Raw genomic sequence first — 17,902 nt, 5'->3', positions numbered from 1 at the left:
CCCGATAAATTGGGGGGGATCTGAAAAACCCCCTTAAAAAGGGGGTTGGGGATCTCTTCTGTGTAAGTCCTAGTTTTTACACTTTCTGTGCAGATACTTCCTCTGGCTTTTCTTGAGTTTGCAATGCAGAATATAGCCTGTTCAGCGCATTTACATAAGCTTGAGCAGATGCCACGATAATATCTGTGTTCGCTGCATGACCAGAAAATACTCTAGATTCATAACGTAAACGAATTGTCACTTCTCCAATGGCATCAATACCAGCTGTTACTGACTGCACAGAAAACTCAATCAACTCGTTGGGCACATTCACCACCCGGTTGATGGCTTTGTAAACTGCATCTACTGGCCCAGTCCCGATCGCAGCATCGGTTAATTCTTCACCTTCTGGGGTGCGGAGGGTGACTGTAGCTGTGGGACGGGCGTTGCTACCACAGGAAACTTGCACCAATTCTACCCGGAACAAATCGGGTGCTTGTTGGATTTCATCGTTAACGATCGCTTCTAAATCCCAATCAGAAATTTCTTTCTTTTTATCTGCTACCTCTTTGAATCTGACGAATGCTTTATTTAACTCAGTATCCGACAGTTCAAAGCCCAATTCTTTTAACCGAGTGCGGAAAGCATTTCTCCCTGAATGTTTGCCCAAAACTATTTGATTGTCTGTCAAGCCAATCAATTGGGCATCCATAATTTCATAGGTGAGTCTATTTTTTAGCACACCATCTTGGTGAATCCCAGACTCATGAGCAAAGGCATTCGCCCCGACGATCGCTTTATTTGGTTGTACTAACATTCCCGTCAGATTAGAAACTAAGCGTGAAGTTTTATAAATTTGCCGGGTATCGATATTTGTCAGGGATTCTTGAGAATCTGCTGCTCTGCCGACATAGGGATTAAAATATTGTCGCCGCACATGCAGTGCCATGACTAATTCTTCTAGTGACGCATTTCCGGCGCGTTCACCAATCCCATTAATCGTACATTCTAGTTGCCGTGCACCATTTTTCACGGCTTCTAAGAAGTTAGCAACTGCCAAGCCTAAATCATTATGACCGTGAACGGAAATAATCGCTTGGTCGATGTTGGGGACATTTTTGATAATCCCCTTAATCATGGCTCCAAATTCGCTAGGGGTTGTGTAACCCACAGTATCGGGAATGTTAACTGTTGTTGCACCAGCTGCGATCGTTCGCTCTAACACTTGGTAGAGAAATTCTGGATCACTACGAGCCGCATCCATCGGCGAAAATTCTACATCTGTCATGAAGGACTTGGCATAAGCTACCATTTCTTCGGCGATCGCTAACACTTCTGCCCGTGACTTCCGCAACTGATACTCTAAATGAATATCAGAAGTCGAAATAAATGTGTGAATTCTGGCGTTGACTGCTGGTTTTAATGCTTCGGCGGCTGCTTCAATATCTGCTTTAATTGCTCTTGCCAAACTGCAAATTACCGGGCCATTTTCTGTCCCGACAATTTTGGCAATCTTGCTGACTGCTTCAAAATCTCCCGGACTGGCAAAGGCAAAGCCCGCCTCAATTATATCCACACCCAGACGCGCCAGTTGCTTGGCAATAACTAGCTTTTCGTCTATATTCAGAGTTGCTCCTGGACACTGCTCTCCATCTCGCAGTGTAGTATCAAAAATGATTATTCTATCTGTTTTGTTTGTCATTTGCAGTTTGTTGTTTAATTTTTACTTGTGGCTCAATATATCTTCAACCTTAGTTTTTCTCTTACTCTTACCTTTGTAAATAGTTGCTAAGGCTACTAACCTTCAGTTTTTTCTATTTGATCTCTGATATCATTTAAATCTATATATCTGTCAGTAGCATTTCGTAGTTCTCTAGCGATCATTCCTTCTGTTGACACTACTGTAATATGTGTATTTTTTGAGCGTAATAGTTCAATTGCTCTTTCAAAATCTCCATCACCACTGAATAATACTACTCGGTCATACTGGTCTACTGTATTAAACATATCTACAACAATTTCAATATCTAAATTCGCTTTTTGTGAGTAACGACCAGACGTATCATCATAATATTCTTTAAGAATTTTAGTTCTGACTGTATATCCTAGACTAATTAGAGCATCTCTAAAACCTCGCTGATCTTGTGGGTCTTTTAAGCCAGTGTACCAGAATGCATTAATTAATGTTGTTTCTGATTGCTCATGTTTGAAGTATTCTAAGACTCGCCGCGGGTCAAAAAACCAGCCATTTTTTTGTTGAGCATAGAACATATTGTTTCCATCTACAAAAATAGACAGACGATTCATTGGAGAACCCATACAAATTTACACCTAAGAATATAAATGAATTTAGATGGAACAATAGATTATAGCAATTTTCAAATGCCTTGTTTGCTAATATCTATAAAGTAGCTCTTCATCTATAGCTTTTATCCTACCTCTTTCAAGGCATAAAAACGGCTGCAACATTGGAGTTGAGATACTGTGTGCTAAACCTTATTCACCTCCAGCACTGCAAGAGCCACTCTGTGATCAAAATCTACCAATAAAATTGAACCAGTAACAGCATTCATCGCTGTATAACATTAAAGTTTACTCCTAAAGAGGTATAGCATAGGCTGAGAGTAGGATATAAATTAATGCCTATCTATAGGTAAAGCTTTCAGTATCAGGACACGCTTTGTAGGGAGTACCAATATTGCGCCAGAGACAGAAGACGAACTTGGGACAGCTTCTGGTAGAGCACCCAGTTAGGAGCTTACCTGTTGGTTAGGTTAGGGTAAAATCTCGCCAGAACCAAATGCACAAGCAGAGTATATCCAGCTCTGTTCTGTGAGACAATCTACTAGTTGTAACTCACTCAACAGAAAAAGAATAAGTTAGGTAGTGCTTGAGGAGGAATCTCTTGGGGCTAGCTCTGCCAATAAAAGTTTGTTGATGAATAGAAGATACTTTACAAATGTATAAGATTGTCATTTAAGTCTTATTTCAATGTGCTTACACTAAAACGTGGTCTGAATAAATAAAAGTGTTGGACTTAAATCAATCAGTAACACGATATGGCAGAAGAACCTACATCCACCTTAACTAAAAACTATGTCTCTGCTGCCAATAGACTGTCAAGTAAACCGACAAAAGTAACCTTGAGTGCATCGGCTCGCCACTCCAGGTGGATGGTTCGCTTAGGTCATCTCCTCGCTGGCGCTTGGGTAATGGGGGCAGCACTGCTGACTGCTTCTGGTGGGGAATTGGTTCAATTGAGCGAAAATCAGGCGCTTTCTAGCTTTTTTCAACTGCGTGGGCCGATTGTGCCTCCAGAAGACATCGTAATTTTAGCAATAGACGATCAGTCAATATCAGTTCCCGAACAGTACTATAAAACAGATCCGCAACAGTATGCTTACCTAAAAACATTGAAATCTTATCCTTATCAACGTGCTGCATACGCTCAGGTAATCACAAAATTAATCAAAGCAGGTGTCCGCTCTGTAGGGGTAGATGTCGTTTTTGACACGCAAAGTAGTTATGGAGTTACGGACGATCGCCAACTCCAGGCAGCATTGCAAAAATATGGCAGCAAAGTTACCTTGGCAGCCGTCTACGAAAATTCCGAGACGCACCAAGGGTCTTTTATGCAACTGATAGACCCACAACAGATGTTTCACATAGGTCAAGTGTCCATTGGCTCAGTTAATTTCCCCGTGGAGGTGGATGGTAAAGTTCATCGATTAGCGAGTGAGTTTTCTAAGTTGCTAGCTGAAGATAATTTAATCGAGAAGCTACCCTCTTTTGATCAAGCAGCGCTCAGGGCAGGACAAATAAATTATCCTCAATCAAAGGGCGATCGCATTTATTTTTGGGGGTCTGCGGGTACATTTGAGCAAATACCCTTTTGGTACGTACTTGACCCGGAAAACTGGAACACCTATTTGCAACAGGGAAAGGTGTTCAAAGACAAGATAGTGCTGATTGGTGCAACAGATAAGTTAAATAATGATTATTATCCAGTCGCTGCTAGCAACAGCAGTAAACCTATGTCGGGCGTGGAAATTCACGCCAATGCGATCGCAACTTTGCTCCAAGGTAAAGCGATCGCCCCAGCAATTAATAGTCCACCGTTGCAGGGTTTGTTTGTGCTAATTCTAGTTGGCAGTACAGCCTTGATGATTAGCAGACGTAAGCGTAGTATCAATAGATTTCTATATAGCCTCGCCTTGTCTGGTACTTGGGTAGGAATTAGCTATGGGTTATTTGTCTATGGTCAGTTAATTTTTCCCACTACTGTACCAATGATTGCGATCGCGATGATCGGATTTTGCTACTTGGGAACTTCATTAGTCAGAGAAAGCATCAGAAAACGCCAATTAGTAGACATTTTTCAGAAGTATAAAACTTCCGCCGTTGTCCGAGAGATTATCAGCCACCAAGATGACTTGCAACACCTAATCCAGCAACGAGATTTAGCCTTATCAGGAAAAGTCCTGGCTCAACGCTACAAAATTGTCAAAGTTCTTGGTTCCGGTGGATTTAGCGAAACCTACATTGCCGAAGATACCCAACGTCCTGGTAATCCGCGATGTGTTGTCAAGCAACTAAAACCAGCTAACACCAAACCAGAAGGATTGCAACTTGCTAGACGTTTATTTAACTCAGAGGCGCAAACACTAGAAAAATTGGGAACACACAATCAAATCACTCAACTTTTAGCGTATTTTGAAGAAGATGAAGAGTTTTATTTAGTGCAAGAACTTATAATTGGTCATCCTTTAAATCAGGAACTGCTAATAGGTAGAGTAATTGATGAAATTGCCGTTATCAAAATTGTCAGGGACTTATTGCAAACATTAACATTTGTCCATAAAAACAACGTGATTCACCGGGATATTAAGCCCAGCAATATCATCCGGCGACATTCAGACGGTAAACTGGTACTAATTGACTTTGGAGCCGTCAAAGAAGTCAGCACAAAACAGCTTGATCATCAAGAACAAACCCCCTTGACCATTGGCATTGGGACTCAAGGTTACGCACCAAGCGAGCAATGTTATGGGCGTCCACACTACAGTAGTGATATCTATGCAGTCGGCATGGTTGGAATTAAAGCCTTGACTGGTATAGCACCCCGTGAGCTAGATAGAGATGCTGATGGAGAGATAAAATGGAGCAATCGGGCGCAAGTGAGCCACTCCTTAGCTAAGATTCTCAGTAAAATGGTGCTGGATGACTTTAAACAGCGATATCAGTCTGCATCAGAGGCTCTTAAAGATATTGAAGCTCTTGAAACTTTTAATGATTTTAATGATGTTGTAAATTCCCAAAGCAGATACCCCATGCCACAGGATGACTCATTAATGAATACTTTAGACGATTTAGGCGCTCCCACAAAATCTTGCTCAGAAGGACAAGAGGGACAAGGGATTTCCAAATAAAAAAGATCCAATCGCTGTGGAAGCTGTTCTTGAGCAAGGGAAGCAGAATCTGATAGTTGTACTGGATATAAGAATTTGGATAATTTAATTTTTGGAGTTCCCCCAAGACGGTTTGGTTAAGAAAGTTATCAGTCAAGGCAAGCAGGGGAAAAGGAGCAGCAGTTCTTAAGCAGGTGGAGAAAGAATCATTGCTCAATAACTCTTTTTCTTCCCCTGCCTCCCCTGCCTCCCCTACCTCCCCTGCCCCCTTCTCTGTTCGTGTCTTCTTCACTCAATCCTGCACGTGATTTTAATTTAACGACAAGAATTCTTCTCCTGTCGTGGGATGAATGGCTATGGTTTCATCCAAATCTTCTTTGGTAATGCCCTTGCGAATTGCCACGCCGAGACTTTGAATAATATCTGCTGCGTGTTCACCCACCATATGAGCACCCAAAACTTGCCCAGAATCACCATTTAACACTATCTTCATAGTAGTTGGTTCATTCTGTTCGATTAACTGATACAACAGTGGTTGGAACTGGGTGCAGTAGCATTGTACAGATTCACCAAACTTTTCCCGTGCTTTTGCTTCTGTCATCCCCACACTAGCCGCTTCTGGACGGCAAAAAACAGCAGTGGGCACATAATCATAATTCAGTTTTTGCGGCTTGTTCCCAAAAACTGTATCGGCAAAGGCAATACCTTCTGCTTTAGCCACTGGAGACAATTGCAGGCGGCTGGTGCAGTCACCCACAGCAAAAATGTTCTCTTGGCTGCTGCGGCTGTATTCATCTACTTTAATTGCACCATTTTCGCCAAGTTCAACATGGGCATTTTCCAAACCAAGATTCTTGGTATTTGGAGCGTAACCTGTGGCAACTAAGATGGTATCTGCTGTAATTATTTCTTGGTTCTCACCAGTGATAGTTAACAACAAACCTTCTTCTGAGAATTTGATTTCTTGACTGGTGCTGTTGGTGAATAACTTAATTCCCCGTTTGCTCAAACCTTGTTGTACCGCAGAGCGAATGTCATTATCAAACCCCGATAAAATCATCTCGTCTTTTTCAATTACCGTCACCTCGCAGCCAAAAGCGTGCATCATGCTGGAAAATTCTACGCCAATGTAGCCGCCGCCAATGATTGCTAAACGTTTCGGCAGATAAGGCAGCTGAAACATCTCGCGGGATGTGATGGCATATTCTATACCTGGGATTTGGGGCTTAAGGGGTTGTCCTCCCACAGCAATTAAAATTTTGTCTGCTGTAACTTTGCGTCCATCGATATTGATAGTATGGGTATCGATGAAAGTGGCATGTTGAGAAATTAGTTCAATTCCAGCTTTGTGCAATTGCTGAAAATAGGATTGGTTAATCTTGTCAATATGCTGGTGTACTGACTTAATAAATAATGTCCAGTCAAAGTATGTTTGACAGTCACTCCACCCATAACTCTGCGCTATTTGATTTTGCAAGGCGAAGTCAGCGGCGTAAACAATCAGTTTTTTGGGAACGCAACCGCGATTTACACAGGTTCCACCGATGGCTTCTTGTTCAGCAACAGCTACACGGACACCGTAACTGGCTGCTTTTTTAGCTGCTGCCAATCCTCCAGGCCCAGCACCAATGACAAACAGGTCGTAATCATATGTCATAAAAATCTGTTCCTTTTTTACTTTCTGGAAAGCAGAGCTATTTCATCCCTTATAGTTACTCAGACAAAACTTCATCTACTGTCTTTAGGTGGACAATTTGGGATGAAACCAGTCTGATATGTAGCAGATTGCCGCTTAGATAACGATTACATCCAAAAGGAACAGCGATCGCTCGAATATTGCTAAGTTATATTACATTATCTTGTTAAAAAAGGATCTTGTCTATTCTACAAAAGGGAAATATTTGCGATCGCTTCGGGCGGGTGGGTAGGCGATCGCACTTTTGAGGCAAAGCATATAAATAACAGCCTAATTCTCAGCATGATTTTGGCAAGGTAATTTTGTATTAGACAGAGAATTACCTTGCTTGCGGTGGCCAGAGGCTGGAAACGAGGTTTTAAATGGGTTTGGGCTTAAGTTGACACCTATGAGCATTACGCTAAACCCCTACAGCACGGGTCTATTTACCATCCCAGATGTAGGTTGGGTTGATGTAAGGAAACCCAACATCAGCGTCGGTGTGAGTTGCCCACACCACATGAGTTTGATTTAATTCGATTATGCAATTTAGATGTTTTTCAGCTTTCAATCTCACTTAAGACTAAAATAGTTATGAAAAAACACCCTTGCATATGAATCTATGAATGTGTTCTTAAATCCAGAGATAGAGCAATTCATCCAAACTCAGATTGAAAGTGGTAAGTATGCTTCGCCAGAGGAAGTAATTGTTGATGCTCTCAAGATATTTGCAACAAAAGGTAACATTGAAGCACCAGTGCAGGTAAAAACACCCGAAGAATTGGGGTGGCCTCCTAGTTTTTTTGAACAGACGGCTGGTTGTCTGCAAGATGATCCTCTGGTGAGATATCCGCAAGGTGAATATGAAGTGCGGGAGCCGTTAGAGTGATTTATTTATTAGATACCAATGCTTGCATTGTTGATCTAAATCGTCCAATATCTGGTGTGCGATGACGGTTAGAGTCTTTATCACCACAGGATATTGCTGTTTGTTCAATTGTTAAGGCTGAACTCTTTTATGGTGCGAATAGAAGCAAGAATCCTCAACGTACATTGGCGTTACAGTTAGCTTTTATCAATAATTTCGTCTCTCTGACTTTCGATGATCTAGCCGCCACAATTTTTGGTCGAATTCATACTGAATTGGCAACTTTAGGTACACCTATTGGTCCTTATGATTTACAAATTGCATCGATTACTCAGGCACATAATTTAATCTTAGTTACCCACAATAGGAGTGAATTTAATCGCGTGAATGGGTTACACATTGAGGATTGGGAGGAAGAAAGTTGATAATTGAATCGAACAACTGTTCCATTCCTCACCAATTTCTTAACTATGTTATTCTGCACTCAATATTGGTGTTGTACTTCTCAACAATTGCGATCGCTTCCAGCGGGGCGTAGCCCATCGCCTAGTTTGGACGGGTAGGCGATCGCACTTCTGGGTAGCAGCCATCCTGTAGAAAAACTAGAGATGCGTTGTTTACGTATGATTATGGCAAATCAAATAAAGTTTGCATCTTTTCCGCATCCCGTGTCATTCCCAAGTGCTTAAAACTATTGATAGCCTTAGTTGAGAATTGGCGGGCTTTCTCTGCACTTCCCCACTTTTTCTCCCAACGAGCAAGAGAACGTTGATAGCGAGCCAAACGCCGCTTATTTTTGCTGCTTTCGGCGACAGTTAAGCCTTGAATTAATAACTTTTGAGCTTCATCGCGATCGCTTTGTTCTATTGCAATATCAGCTAGCCAATTTTGAGCAGAATTTATTACTCGATGCCAATTAATTTTTTCTGCACTTTTCATCACCTCTTGAAAGAGCTTCTTTGCCAAAAGATATTCACCTTCTAAATAAAAGATTTCAGCCTCATGGTAAAGAACGGGAATAAAATAGCGGATGTGCTGTCGCTCCTCTAGATTAGCCTCGATCACCAATTTTTCTTCTACCGTCAACCAGTGGCGTGCATCTTTATAATCCTCCTGTCTAATTTGCAGCCTCGCCATACTTTCGGCTAAGTCAGCTTGAACACATAAATCTGCATGGTCACCTAAAAACCAGGCTCGCTGCAATATTTCGCCTGCTTCTTTCAGACTTTGGGGTGAACACTCCCAAATTAGCAGCCAGGTTTTGCGGATCATGAATTTCACCAAAGATGACCATTCACCACGTCGTTCTGATTGTTCTATGAGCCATTGCAACCAATCGAGGCGATCGTCCCAATATGCGTAGAGATTTACGTAATGATTCAATAGTAGCCATAAATCTCTAACCGCTTCATAGCAGTCTTGGTCTTTACACCAATAAAGTACTGCCCGCAGATTTCCCTGCTCTTCCTCTAGCTTGTTGTAATGTATCCACTTTTCCGAATCTTCTCCAGCATAACTGTGGGCAAAATTCAGATACCATCTCACCCAGCGCCTCCGTGCTTCCCTCTCAAAATCTGGGTCAGCTGCTAATTCTGCTAAGGCGTACTCACGAGTCAAAGAGAGCATATCAAACCGCTTAGTTTCTGTGTTGAGATTCACCAAGGAAAGTTGCTGCAAACGTGCCAAGCCATTATTTACACCATCAGGAGCGGCTGTTAGTCCAGCAACCTCAGCGACAGCGGCGAGTATGGGAGAGTCAGGAAAAATCGCCAGTGACATCAGTAACTTGTGGGGTGGTTGTCCCTTCATTCCTTGCACTGATTGCTCAAAGCAAAAACGAGCCACATCACCTGTAGCAGAGGCTAACCGCTCCAATACTGAGTCTAGGGAGTAACCACTAGATACTTGACCGATCGCATAGACGATCGCAAGAGGGATTCCGCCAGTGCGATCATAGAGTTGCTTAGAGTCCTCATCGTTGATGGTTATAGCTTTTTCTTCAGCTTGTTGTCGAATCAACTGCAAACCATCATCAGGAGGTAAATTTCGCAGACGGATTGGCAGCAAGGCAATTTGCTCACGGGTAGTAATTACTACTTTTACGCAAATAGGTAGATTATATAAAAACTCAATAACCTGATCCCTGTCCTCTATAGTCTCCATATTGTCCACAATCAACAGTGTTCTCTGTTTTGAGAGACTTTGGCGTACACGATCAAATTGGTCATGGGGAGGAGATTGAATAATCGTAGGGTCGTCTAAGGCATTGGCAATTTCCCGAAAGATATCGCGCAGGTTACGCTGTCCCTGTTGCCGCCGTAAAATACTATCGGGGATGAGTTCTTGTTGTTTGGCTGAAGTGAAAATAACCGCATCAAATCTGGGTGTACCAGCAAGGTTTTCAGAACTGGCTTTTAAGCACAAGTAAGCAGTTTCTAACACCAGCGCCGTTTTACCTACGCCACCAATACCATGCACCGTAATCATATGAGCACCATGATCCGGCGAAAGGCGTTCCAGTAGCTTGTTCATATCCGCTTCCCGACCAATAAATTCTGTGTAGGTTGGTGATGGCAGATTGTGGGGGATAGAGCGGCTATTGGTAGGAGATGCAGCAACACCTCTGCGATACCCATGTCTCTCTAGAATGTAAATAAGGTTGCTTGACCTGACGCTGTTGTCTGGTTCTCCTGTCAAACTTTCAATATCTCGATAGATATTGCTCAATCCTACTCTTACACTAGCGTTATCCCTGTACAAGTCCTGACTGATCTTGGTCAAGCTATATCCACATAGTAAGCCAAGTAATAGGTCTTTCCTGGTACTTTGTCTGTAACGTTTTTGAAGCGTAGCCTCTAAGTCAGTCAGTAATCGATCTATCTCCCAGTCCTGCAAAATCTTGCGATTCCAACTTTTAGGTAAATTCCAACCTTCTGACTGACCTGACATAAAATATTATTCTATCAAGAAGTGATAGATTTGAAATTATTAGTGTTTTAAATAATAAAAATTTGACACTAAGTTAACATTGTTTATTATGAAAAAAATTCCAAAAACATCATGGGGTAAAAGTTGTTGATGTTTTACCTAATACTTATTGCAGAGTGTTGCTAATACTCCGCAATAAGCATCTAGTCTATAATTGTACTTTTTCTATGGATTAGATTGATTTTGAACAGAGCAACTTACAGTTGATTGCTGGCTATTCGCAACAGTGAATCCACCTCCAAATGAAACCCCCGCTGTCAAAATAACAGCAAACAACGTCTCTGATAGACGAAAAGTAAAAGTAACCCCTGACTCAGAGTTCTTGTTATGATTTGAGTTTTGTGACATACTAAAGTAAGCAGTCCTTGATCTGCTGTAAATAAAGAATATTCCTGGTGAGCGTCTGCAAACGTTCCCAAGGATTAGAGAGCAGAAGACCCCCAGGGCCAACTAAAGCACTGGGGGTCTTTGCTGTTATGTCAACGATACAATGAACATTAACAGCGAGTCAAGAGTTTTTAAATATAATTATACCTACCATTACAATATCATGATTTATCATGATATTGCAGAAATACTTGTAAATATAACATTTTAACTAACAAAATAGTAACAAAATTTTAACTATATTTCACTATTATTTTTTGGCTATAAAGCTTATATGATAGGCAGTTCAGACAAATTTTTGCATGATAATTTCGTTAACATAGTTGATTACTTAAACAATAACTGACGTTCATGACCAAAAGTTAGTGTTATTTCGTTACTCTCTCCAGCGAATATTCTGAAACCCTTGCATATATAGACTTTAGGCAATAATTAATGTTTCTGGCTTTCTGTGAGACGCGCACTTACTCTAAAGGCGAGCGCACCTTTGCCATAACTTAAATCAAAATTAATTAGTGGGACTTAGACAAAAACACCCAAAAAAGAGCCTTAAATCTATATACAGAAAGATTTTGACATCGTTTTGCTTAGTTGATTGATATATCTGGGTTTGGGCCATTTTTGAGTATTTGGTGTATTCCCCTTACCCTGTATGGGTTTGAGGCTTGTTTGTCCCTCAAAAATGTTTAAGTCCCGTTAGGGCGGGTGCGGGGTTTGAACCCGCTAATCCCCACAATGGTGGAGACATAACCGATAACCCTAAATTCTTCGGCCCCGAAAGGCAAGTTGCGAACAGGGATAACCCGCCATGAAGCATGAAGGATAAAGTGTTCATCCTTTACCCTTCAGCAATATCTACAACTCATCCGTAGCCAGCATCTGGATGATCCGAGGCGTACCTGGGTCGAACCCTGCCAAATCCCAAGACAGCGAATCTTCAGGATCTACCAAAGTAATCTGGTAAGGTGTCAAGCTGACATACACCGCCTTGACGTTGGGATTTACCTTTTTCCGGTATTCCTTCAGCGCTTGACTTGGATGCTTATTTCCAGCCCAGCTTTCTGAGTCAGTCCAAAAGCAGACTACATCCGCCTTGAACTTATTCTTAATCATCCAGTCGTAAGCCACAGATGCATCTGTTCCACCAAAGTTTTGGTTGCTAGCTTTGCGAACCGCAGAACTAAAACTATCTTTGGCGGTGATACCTAATTCACGGAATTCCGTAGCAAAGCCGCGAATCATGTAGTTTTTCTCTGCTTTTGCTGTTACCAGTGCCATTGTAGTGGCAATTTCACAACAACTTAGTCCCATATCTGCAACCAAGCTACCCATAGAACCAGAAACGTCTACGGCGTGCATGAAGACTTTACCTGTGGGTTTCACAACATCAAAAGATAGTTCAACCGCCTTTTCTAAAATGTCCACAATCCGAGGAACTGGGTTCCAAGTCTTTTTACTGCGTCCTAATGTTCCACCAGATTGATAAGTTTTCAGTGCTTTCAAAACATCAATCGGATGGATGCGACCTTTACGCAGATGTTCTCTACGATTAAGAACTGTTTCCACTTGCAGCAAATTTGCGCTTTCATCAGCTCGCAATACGCCCAGTTCAGTTAAAGAACCCAAGTTACGCAACATTGCACCTATTGGCATTTCCTGAAATAGCAGCTGCCAAGCAAGCTTGTCCATTTTGCCCACAGGTGCAGCCATTTCGTGAGTTAGGCGTCCTTGGGAAATAGCTTCATGGGTTTGGGTAGGATTTCGCTTGAGCCACTCATACCACCAAATCTGCGCCAACGCCTCTGAGGGAATGTCTGCTGGCAATTCTTCCCAGCCTCTAACTACCCACTCAAATAGTTGACGGTGATTTTCTGTAGGCGGTTTGACATGGAACAACCGCAACGCATCTCGGTGGGAGAAGCCTTGACGCTGTTGATATTTCAACAGTTGATAAGCTAAACCCTTGACATCTTCCCGTGAGAGCCAAGTTTTACCAGCTTCGCGCACCACCTTGCCAAATCCCCGCAGAGATTTGGTGTAGTTCAACCATTCGTAGAAGTGGCTACCAGTGCGGACAACTTGCGGGAAGATTTCACCAAACGCCTGTTTTGCTTGTGGTGCTTCACCCATCGACAGCAGCACCAAAGCTAAGATAGGCGCACTGTTATTGATGGCGCGTCCATCGCTAGCATACAAAATTTCTTCTGCTACACGGCTGGGATTTTCGGCAACAGCTTGTCTGACAACTGTCACAAAATCCTCAGTTAATTCCTGTTTACCAGCGTAGTAAGTGCTTTTTGCTGTGCCAACCAACAGACAACGGCGTAGCATCTTCCAAATGCCAGCATTAAACATCCAACCGCCGGAACGTCCCTGAACCATTTCTGCTTCCTGTCCGGGGATAGGCTGATTTTGGGGTGTAGTAGTTTTTTTGTTAGTGAAAAAATTGTAATTCATCGTTTCATCTCCCGGCCCTTGCGGGCAAAAATGAAAGGTGGCAGAGCAGGATTTGAACCTGCGACATCCGGCTTAAGAGGCGATAACCCTAATTCGTCGGCCTTTTCAGGCAAGGTGTGAAGAAGGATGTTTTTCGGCGCTCTACCAACTGAGCTACCTGCCACATGAAAATTTTGGATTTTGGATTTAATCTAAAATTAATTGGTGTAGCGGAGCGAGATTTGAACCCGCGACCTCTCGAACCCTATTCGATAACCCTAATTCGTCGGCCTTTTCAGGCAAGGGGTGAAGAAGGATGTTTAGCGCTCTACCACTGAGCTACCCGCCACATAAAATTTTGGATTTTAGATTTTAAATTCAATCCAAAATCGTTCGACTGAGCGTACTCCTACGGAGAAGCAAGCTACGCGAAGCGTCTCTAAGAGTTGCCGTTCGCGTAGCGTTCCGCAGGAAAGTCCAAAATCTAAAATCTAAAATTAATTGGTGTAGTGGAGCGGGAATCGAACCCGCCACCTCCCGCTTGGCAGGCGATAACCCTCAATTCGTCGGCCTTTTCAGGCAAGGGGTGAATAAGGATATTTAGGCGCTCTAACCACTGAGCTACCCACCACATGAAAAATTTTCGATTTTAAATTTTAGATTCAATTCCATTATCTGAAATTAGTTTGGTGTAGCGGAACAGGATTTTTACCTGCACCTCCAGAAGTTTGATCAAGGGTTTTTTAGTTATATGCGATAACCCTCGAAATGTCGGCCCTTCCGGGCAAGGTGGGCGCTCTGCCATTTGAGCTATCCACTACTGGTGAAAGCTAACTCCCTAATGAAAGTTGACTTGTATTATCAATGTAGTATATGTATTATCTATTGTCAAGGGGCTGGCAAGCTAATGCGAGAATTATTGCTTTGGAAAGAGAAGTCTGAGTGGCACAAGCGATCTGCTATTCAGAATTTTGGGGGAATATTATCCACACTGGATTGCGATCGCTCTTGTCAAAACCCTCTTATTTTCTCTCTTAAAAAAACTTCTGCCCGATCGCTAACTAATTGAAGATAAGCAGAAGAGTGATAAGGGTATAACACCCACTAAACAAAGGTTTTGCCGATGTTTTGCCGGCAAATTTGCTGCGACGTTGCCAAAAGATACAAAAAATTGTCCCAATTTTTGCCAAGATAATAGTATTATTTCCTAAAATTCACTTGGCAAAAATCGGCATGAGTGAAAAACCCATAGAAAGTTACGGCAAGGCTTTTCTCGTTCTACTTTTGCCCATCTCGTTTTTGATTATTTTTCTGGTTACTACCTGGAGAATTTTACTGGCGGTAATTTTGCTGGTAATTGGCTTCAAGCTTTGGCAGGAATATCAATGGCAACAGTGGACTGTACGAGTTAACCCAATTTTTCATCAGTTGGTTCGCGAAAATCAGGGCAGACTTACGCCAATGGACTTGGCAATCAAGGGCAATTTTCCTGGAACAACAGCAAAACGCTACTTGGATGATAAAGCCTCGGAATTTGGTGCAAGTATAGTGAACTCTGAAGATGCAGGGCAGTCTTATTACTTTATAACTGCCAGCATTCTCGGCAATATTCTTGACAGTAGTGAGCCTGTCAAAGAACTTCCTGCTCAACCAGTTACTAAAACTGCGCGATCGCTTTTAGTACCACCACCACCAACGCCACAGGAGGAAGAACTAGAAACCGAATCACTCCCACAGCTAAACCATGAGGACGCTAAACGATCGCTGGAAAAACAGTTAGTTTTTGGCTCTCTGATCCAATCTGAACTTGCCAAACGGCTAAATGTCTACTCCAGTACGGTTTATAAACGGCGAAATGATCCAGAGTTTCCTGACTGGAGTCGCAGCAGAGACCCTGATGGTATTGCCTGGTCATACTCGGAAAAAACTAAGGAGTTTTTCCCACTAGAGGAAGAAGGTTAAACAATTCAAAAATCAAAAATATTAATTATTTTTGATTTTTGAATTGTAAACCCACAGCTTCGTTGATGGAATTTAATCCGCTTTGTTCTAACTTGGTAAGCAAACCTAAAAGAATCCGGCGTACCATCAGTGGGCCTTCGTAAATCCAGCCTGTATAAACCTGGATCAGGCTAGCACCAGCAGTAATTTTCTCCCAAGCATCTTCAGGAGAAAAGATGCCACCAACGCCAATAATCGGAATTTGTCCTTGGGTTTGCTGCCAAATAAAACGAATTACCTCAGTGGAGCGATCGCGCAATGGTTCACCGCTAATTCCGCCAGCTTCATCCTGGGGTGATTTGCCCGTTTGTTCAATCACCTGAGTTTTTAGTCCATCACGGTGGATGGTGGTGTTAGTGGCAATAATTCCCGCCAGTTGGTAGGTTTTAGCAAGAGTTATAATGTCAGCGATCGCCACCCAATCCAAATCTGGCGCTATCTTGACAAAAATTGGCTTTTGTGTAATGTTTTCCTGTTGCAATAAATCCAAGATCACACTGAGCATAGAAGCATCTTGGAGCGATCGTAACCCTGGTGTATTGGGAGAAGAGACATTAACAACAAAATAGTCTCCCAAATCCTTGAGTAAGCGAAAACTATCGAGATAATCCTGTGCGGCTGCTTCTAAGGGAGTTACCTTCGATTTACCCAAATTTATCCCTATAGGTATTGACTGGACGTTATCCTGTTTTTTCTGTCCCAAACGTGCCGCCATTGCCGCTGCACCGCTATTATTAAAGCCCATCCGATTGAGAGCCGCTTTGTCCAACGGCAAGCGAAACAAACGGGGACGGGGATTTCCTGGCTGTGCGTGAAAAGTTACAGTTCCTAGTTCCGCAAAGCCAAAACCCAGGTTAGACCAAATGCCAGCAGCGACTCCATCTTTGTCGAAGCCAGCTGCTAACCCTACGGGATTTGGGAAGTTTAGCCCAAACAAATTTTGTTCTAAGCGTAAATCGTATAGACATAAGGACTGCTTTAGGCTTTGGTTTACCCAACTAGCTCTTTGGTGAATGCCTGTTTGGGATAGCCAACTAAAACTACGAATCGTCTGCTGCTGTAACCACTCTGAATCAGTTTTTACCAGATCGAACAAAAGCGGACGAATGGCAAATTTATAAATATCCATTAGCTTTTATAAAGAATAACTCAGAAGTCAGAATTCACTCCATAATTCTGTACGAGTGGGTAATGAGTATTGGTCAAAACCTTACCCAGAAGCAAAAACAGGATGATTACAGTTCAAGTAGAACAAGAAGTAACTCAGCAGGATCGGATGACCATCATCCAAATGATTCGCCAGTTCAATCAACATTTTTTCCGTTGTCGGAATGGCAATCTATAGCAGTTTTTGCACGAGATGAATCAGGCTTGATTGTTGGTGGAGTTCTGGGTGAAATCGGTTGCGATTAGCTTTATATCAGAGTCTTAGTTGAACAACTAAGACTTATGCGGCAAATGGATTGCAAGCAACATCCTAAAAATTGCTGAAAAAGAAGGTCAAAAGCAAAACTGTGTAAGGGTTCATCTTGAGACATTAGAGTTTCAAGCTAAGGAATTTTATGAATCTCAAGGCTACACTGTATTTGCTTTTCAAGAAAACTACCCACTTGGCTATAAAAGATACTTCATGCAAAAGTTATTTAATCTGAGTTAAATAGTAAACACGATTATCTTGATTAATTGTTTATCTAAATCTTCCCATCCTTATTGCTGTGATCCTAGGCACGTTCAACTTGGATTCAGTTTTATGCTTTGAACAAGGAGTGTTGAAGCCTGATGACATGAGACAGCCCCTGGTATGTGATTGAACGCTCTGTTCATTAGTCTTAGGTACTTCTGGGTACATAACCCCCCTTAACACTACTCGAATTCGGTAAACTGCTGCAATTGGTCTTTAGCTTGTCGTGCTTCCTCTTTAGCTTGTCGTGCTTCCTCTTTAGCTTGTAGTGCTTCCTCTTTAGCTTGTAGTGCTTCCCCTTTAGCTTGTCGTGCTTCCTCTTTAATTTGTCGTATTTCTTCTTTAACTAGCCGCACTTTTTCAGCAATCTGCCGGGTTTCTTCGGCAGAATTTCTCATTTCTTCAGCAATCTGCCGGGTTTTTTCGGCAGAATTTCTTATTTCTTCAGCAATCTGTCGCTGCTCCTCTTTTGAAAACCT

12 protein-coding genes, 4 tRNA genes and 1 pseudogene are annotated in these 17,902 nt (G+C 42.2%); 6 read left to right on the top strand and 11 right to left on the bottom strand.

Annotated elements, in window-relative coordinates:
• Positions 1-76: 76 nt before the first annotated feature.
• Both V7K48_RS03430 and V7K48_RS03425 read right to left on the bottom strand, forming a co-directional pair.
• Positions 77-1,681 (bottom strand): 2-isopropylmalate synthase, encoded by a 1,605-nt coding sequence (locus V7K48_RS03430; RefSeq protein ID WP_335069621.1) that lies wholly within the window; start codon positions 1,679-1,681, stop codon positions 77-79.
• Positions 1,682-1,776: 95 nt separating this feature from the next.
• Positions 1,777-2,298, bottom strand: a complete 522-nt coding sequence (locus tag V7K48_RS03425) for a LabA-like NYN domain-containing protein (protein ID WP_041565194.1) — start codon at positions 2,296-2,298, stop codon at positions 1,777-1,779.
• Positions 2,299-3,038: 740 nt separating this feature from the next.
• Here V7K48_RS03425 and V7K48_RS03420 point away from each other — a divergent pair.
• Positions 3,039-5,408: a CHASE2 domain-containing serine/threonine-protein kinase gene (locus tag V7K48_RS03420; RefSeq protein WP_335069619.1), complete on the top strand. Its 2,370-nt coding sequence runs from the start codon at positions 3,039-3,041 to the stop codon at positions 5,406-5,408.
• Positions 5,409-5,697: 289 nt separating this feature from the next.
• Here the strand turns inward: V7K48_RS03420 and gorA are convergent, their stop codons facing one another.
• Positions 5,698-7,044: a glutathione-disulfide reductase gene (gene gorA, locus V7K48_RS03415; RefSeq protein WP_335069617.1), complete on the bottom strand. Its 1,347-nt coding sequence runs from the start codon at positions 7,042-7,044 to the stop codon at positions 5,698-5,700.
• A 427-nt stretch (positions 7,045-7,471) separates the two neighbouring features.
• Here gorA and V7K48_RS03410 point away from each other — a divergent pair, with 427 nt between their 5' ends.
• The 3 genes and pseudogenes from V7K48_RS03410 to V7K48_RS03400 form a co-directional block, all read left to right on the top strand.
• Positions 7,472-7,597 carry a hypothetical protein gene (locus V7K48_RS03410; RefSeq protein WP_335069615.1) on the top strand — a complete coding sequence of 42 codons (126 nt, stop codon included), beginning with the start codon at positions 7,472-7,474 and terminating at the stop codon, positions 7,595-7,597.
• 87 nt (positions 7,598-7,684) lie between these two features.
• On the top strand, positions 7,685-7,951 hold the full coding sequence (locus V7K48_RS03405; protein WP_335069613.1) for a ribbon-helix-helix domain-containing protein: 267 nt from the start codon (positions 7,685-7,687) through the stop codon (positions 7,949-7,951).
• 89 nt (positions 7,952-8,040) lie between these two features.
• A pseudogene (locus V7K48_RS03400) lies at positions 8,041-8,355 on the top strand (PIN domain-containing protein); the annotation flags it as partial.
• Between the two features lie 202 nt (positions 8,356-8,557).
• Here V7K48_RS03400 and V7K48_RS03395 read toward each other — a convergent pair.
• The 6 genes from V7K48_RS03395 to V7K48_RS03370 form a co-directional block, all read right to left on the bottom strand.
• Complete coding sequence (locus tag V7K48_RS03395) at positions 8,558-10,879, bottom strand: NB-ARC domain-containing protein (RefSeq protein ID WP_335069611.1); 2,322 nt, start codon at positions 10,877-10,879, stop codon at positions 8,558-8,560.
• A gap of 1,281 nt (positions 10,880-12,160) precedes the next feature.
• Positions 12,161-13,762, bottom strand: a complete 1,602-nt coding sequence (locus tag V7K48_RS03390; protein ID WP_335069609.1) for a TROVE domain-containing protein — start codon at positions 13,760-13,762, stop codon at positions 12,161-12,163.
• Between the two features lie 37 nt (positions 13,763-13,799).
• A tRNA-OTHER gene (locus V7K48_RS03385) sits at positions 13,800-13,925 on the bottom strand.
• A 39-nt stretch (positions 13,926-13,964) separates the two neighbouring features.
• A tRNA-OTHER gene (locus V7K48_RS03380) sits at positions 13,965-14,091 on the bottom strand.
• Positions 14,092-14,243: 152 nt separating this feature from the next.
• Positions 14,244-14,373: transfer RNA gene (locus tag V7K48_RS03375), tRNA-OTHER, on the bottom strand.
• 55 nt (positions 14,374-14,428) lie between these two features.
• Positions 14,429-14,562: transfer RNA gene (locus tag V7K48_RS03370), tRNA-OTHER, on the bottom strand.
• A 412-nt stretch (positions 14,563-14,974) separates the two neighbouring features.
• Here V7K48_RS03370 and V7K48_RS03365 point away from each other — a divergent pair.
• Positions 14,975-15,703, top strand: coding sequence for a hypothetical protein (locus V7K48_RS03365; protein WP_335069607.1), 729 nt, complete (start codon positions 14,975-14,977; stop codon positions 15,701-15,703).
• Between the two features lie 25 nt (positions 15,704-15,728).
• Here the strand turns inward: V7K48_RS03365 and V7K48_RS03360 are convergent, their stop codons facing one another.
• Positions 15,729-16,871: a quinone-dependent dihydroorotate dehydrogenase gene (locus tag V7K48_RS03360; RefSeq protein WP_335069605.1), complete on the bottom strand. Its 1,143-nt coding sequence runs from the start codon at positions 16,869-16,871 to the stop codon at positions 15,729-15,731.
• 62 nt (positions 16,872-16,933) lie between these two features.
• Between V7K48_RS03360 and V7K48_RS03355 the strand changes: the two genes are divergently transcribed.
• Positions 16,934-17,155 (top strand): hypothetical protein, encoded by a 222-nt coding sequence (locus tag V7K48_RS03355; protein ID WP_335069603.1) that lies wholly within the window; start codon positions 16,934-16,936, stop codon positions 17,153-17,155.
• A gap of 450 nt (positions 17,156-17,605) precedes the next feature.
• Here the strand turns inward: V7K48_RS03355 and V7K48_RS03350 are convergent, their stop codons facing one another.
• Positions 17,606-17,821, bottom strand: coding sequence for a hypothetical protein (locus tag V7K48_RS03350; protein WP_335069601.1), 216 nt, complete (start codon positions 17,819-17,821; stop codon positions 17,606-17,608).
• Positions 17,822-17,902: the final 81 nt, after the last annotated feature.

The organism is Nostoc sp. (assembly GCF_036919615.1).
Classification (GTDB): domain Bacteria; phylum Cyanobacteriota; class Cyanobacteriia; order Cyanobacteriales; family Nostocaceae; genus Nostoc.
This window is presented reverse-complemented; position numbering and strand designations above follow the sequence as displayed.

Coding starts and splice junctions, on each gene's coding strand:
- V7K48_RS03390 (WP_335069609.1), bottom strand. CDS start 13,762: ATGAATTACAATTTTTTCACTAACAAAAAAACTACTACACCCCAAAAT.
- gorA (WP_335069617.1), bottom strand. CDS start 7,044: ATGACATATGATTACGACCTGTTTGTCATTGGTGCTGGGCCTGGAGGA.
- V7K48_RS03405 (WP_335069613.1), top strand. CDS start 7,685: ATGAATGTGTTCTTAAATCCAGAGATAGAGCAATTCATCCAAACTCAG.
- V7K48_RS03350 (WP_335069601.1), bottom strand. CDS start 17,821: ATGAGAAATTCTGCCGAAGAAACCCGGCAGATTGCTGAAAAAGTGCGG.
- V7K48_RS03410 (WP_335069615.1), top strand. CDS start 7,472: ATGAGCATTACGCTAAACCCCTACAGCACGGGTCTATTTACCATCCCA.
- V7K48_RS03360 (WP_335069605.1), bottom strand. CDS start 16,871: ATGGATATTTATAAATTTGCCATTCGTCCGCTTTTGTTCGATCTGGTA.
- V7K48_RS03430 (WP_335069621.1), bottom strand. CDS start 1,681: ATGACAAACAAAACAGATAGAATAATCATTTTTGATACTACACTGCGA.
- V7K48_RS03420 (WP_335069619.1), top strand. CDS start 3,039: ATGGCAGAAGAACCTACATCCACCTTAACTAAAAACTATGTCTCTGCT.
- V7K48_RS03355 (WP_335069603.1), top strand. CDS start 16,934: ATGAGTATTGGTCAAAACCTTACCCAGAAGCAAAAACAGGATGATTAC.
- V7K48_RS03365 (WP_335069607.1), top strand. CDS start 14,975: ATGAGTGAAAAACCCATAGAAAGTTACGGCAAGGCTTTTCTCGTTCTA.
- V7K48_RS03395 (WP_335069611.1), bottom strand. CDS start 10,879: ATGTCAGGTCAGTCAGAAGGTTGGAATTTACCTAAAAGTTGGAATCGC.
- V7K48_RS03425 (WP_041565194.1), bottom strand. CDS start 2,298: ATGGGTTCTCCAATGAATCGTCTGTCTATTTTTGTAGATGGAAACAAT.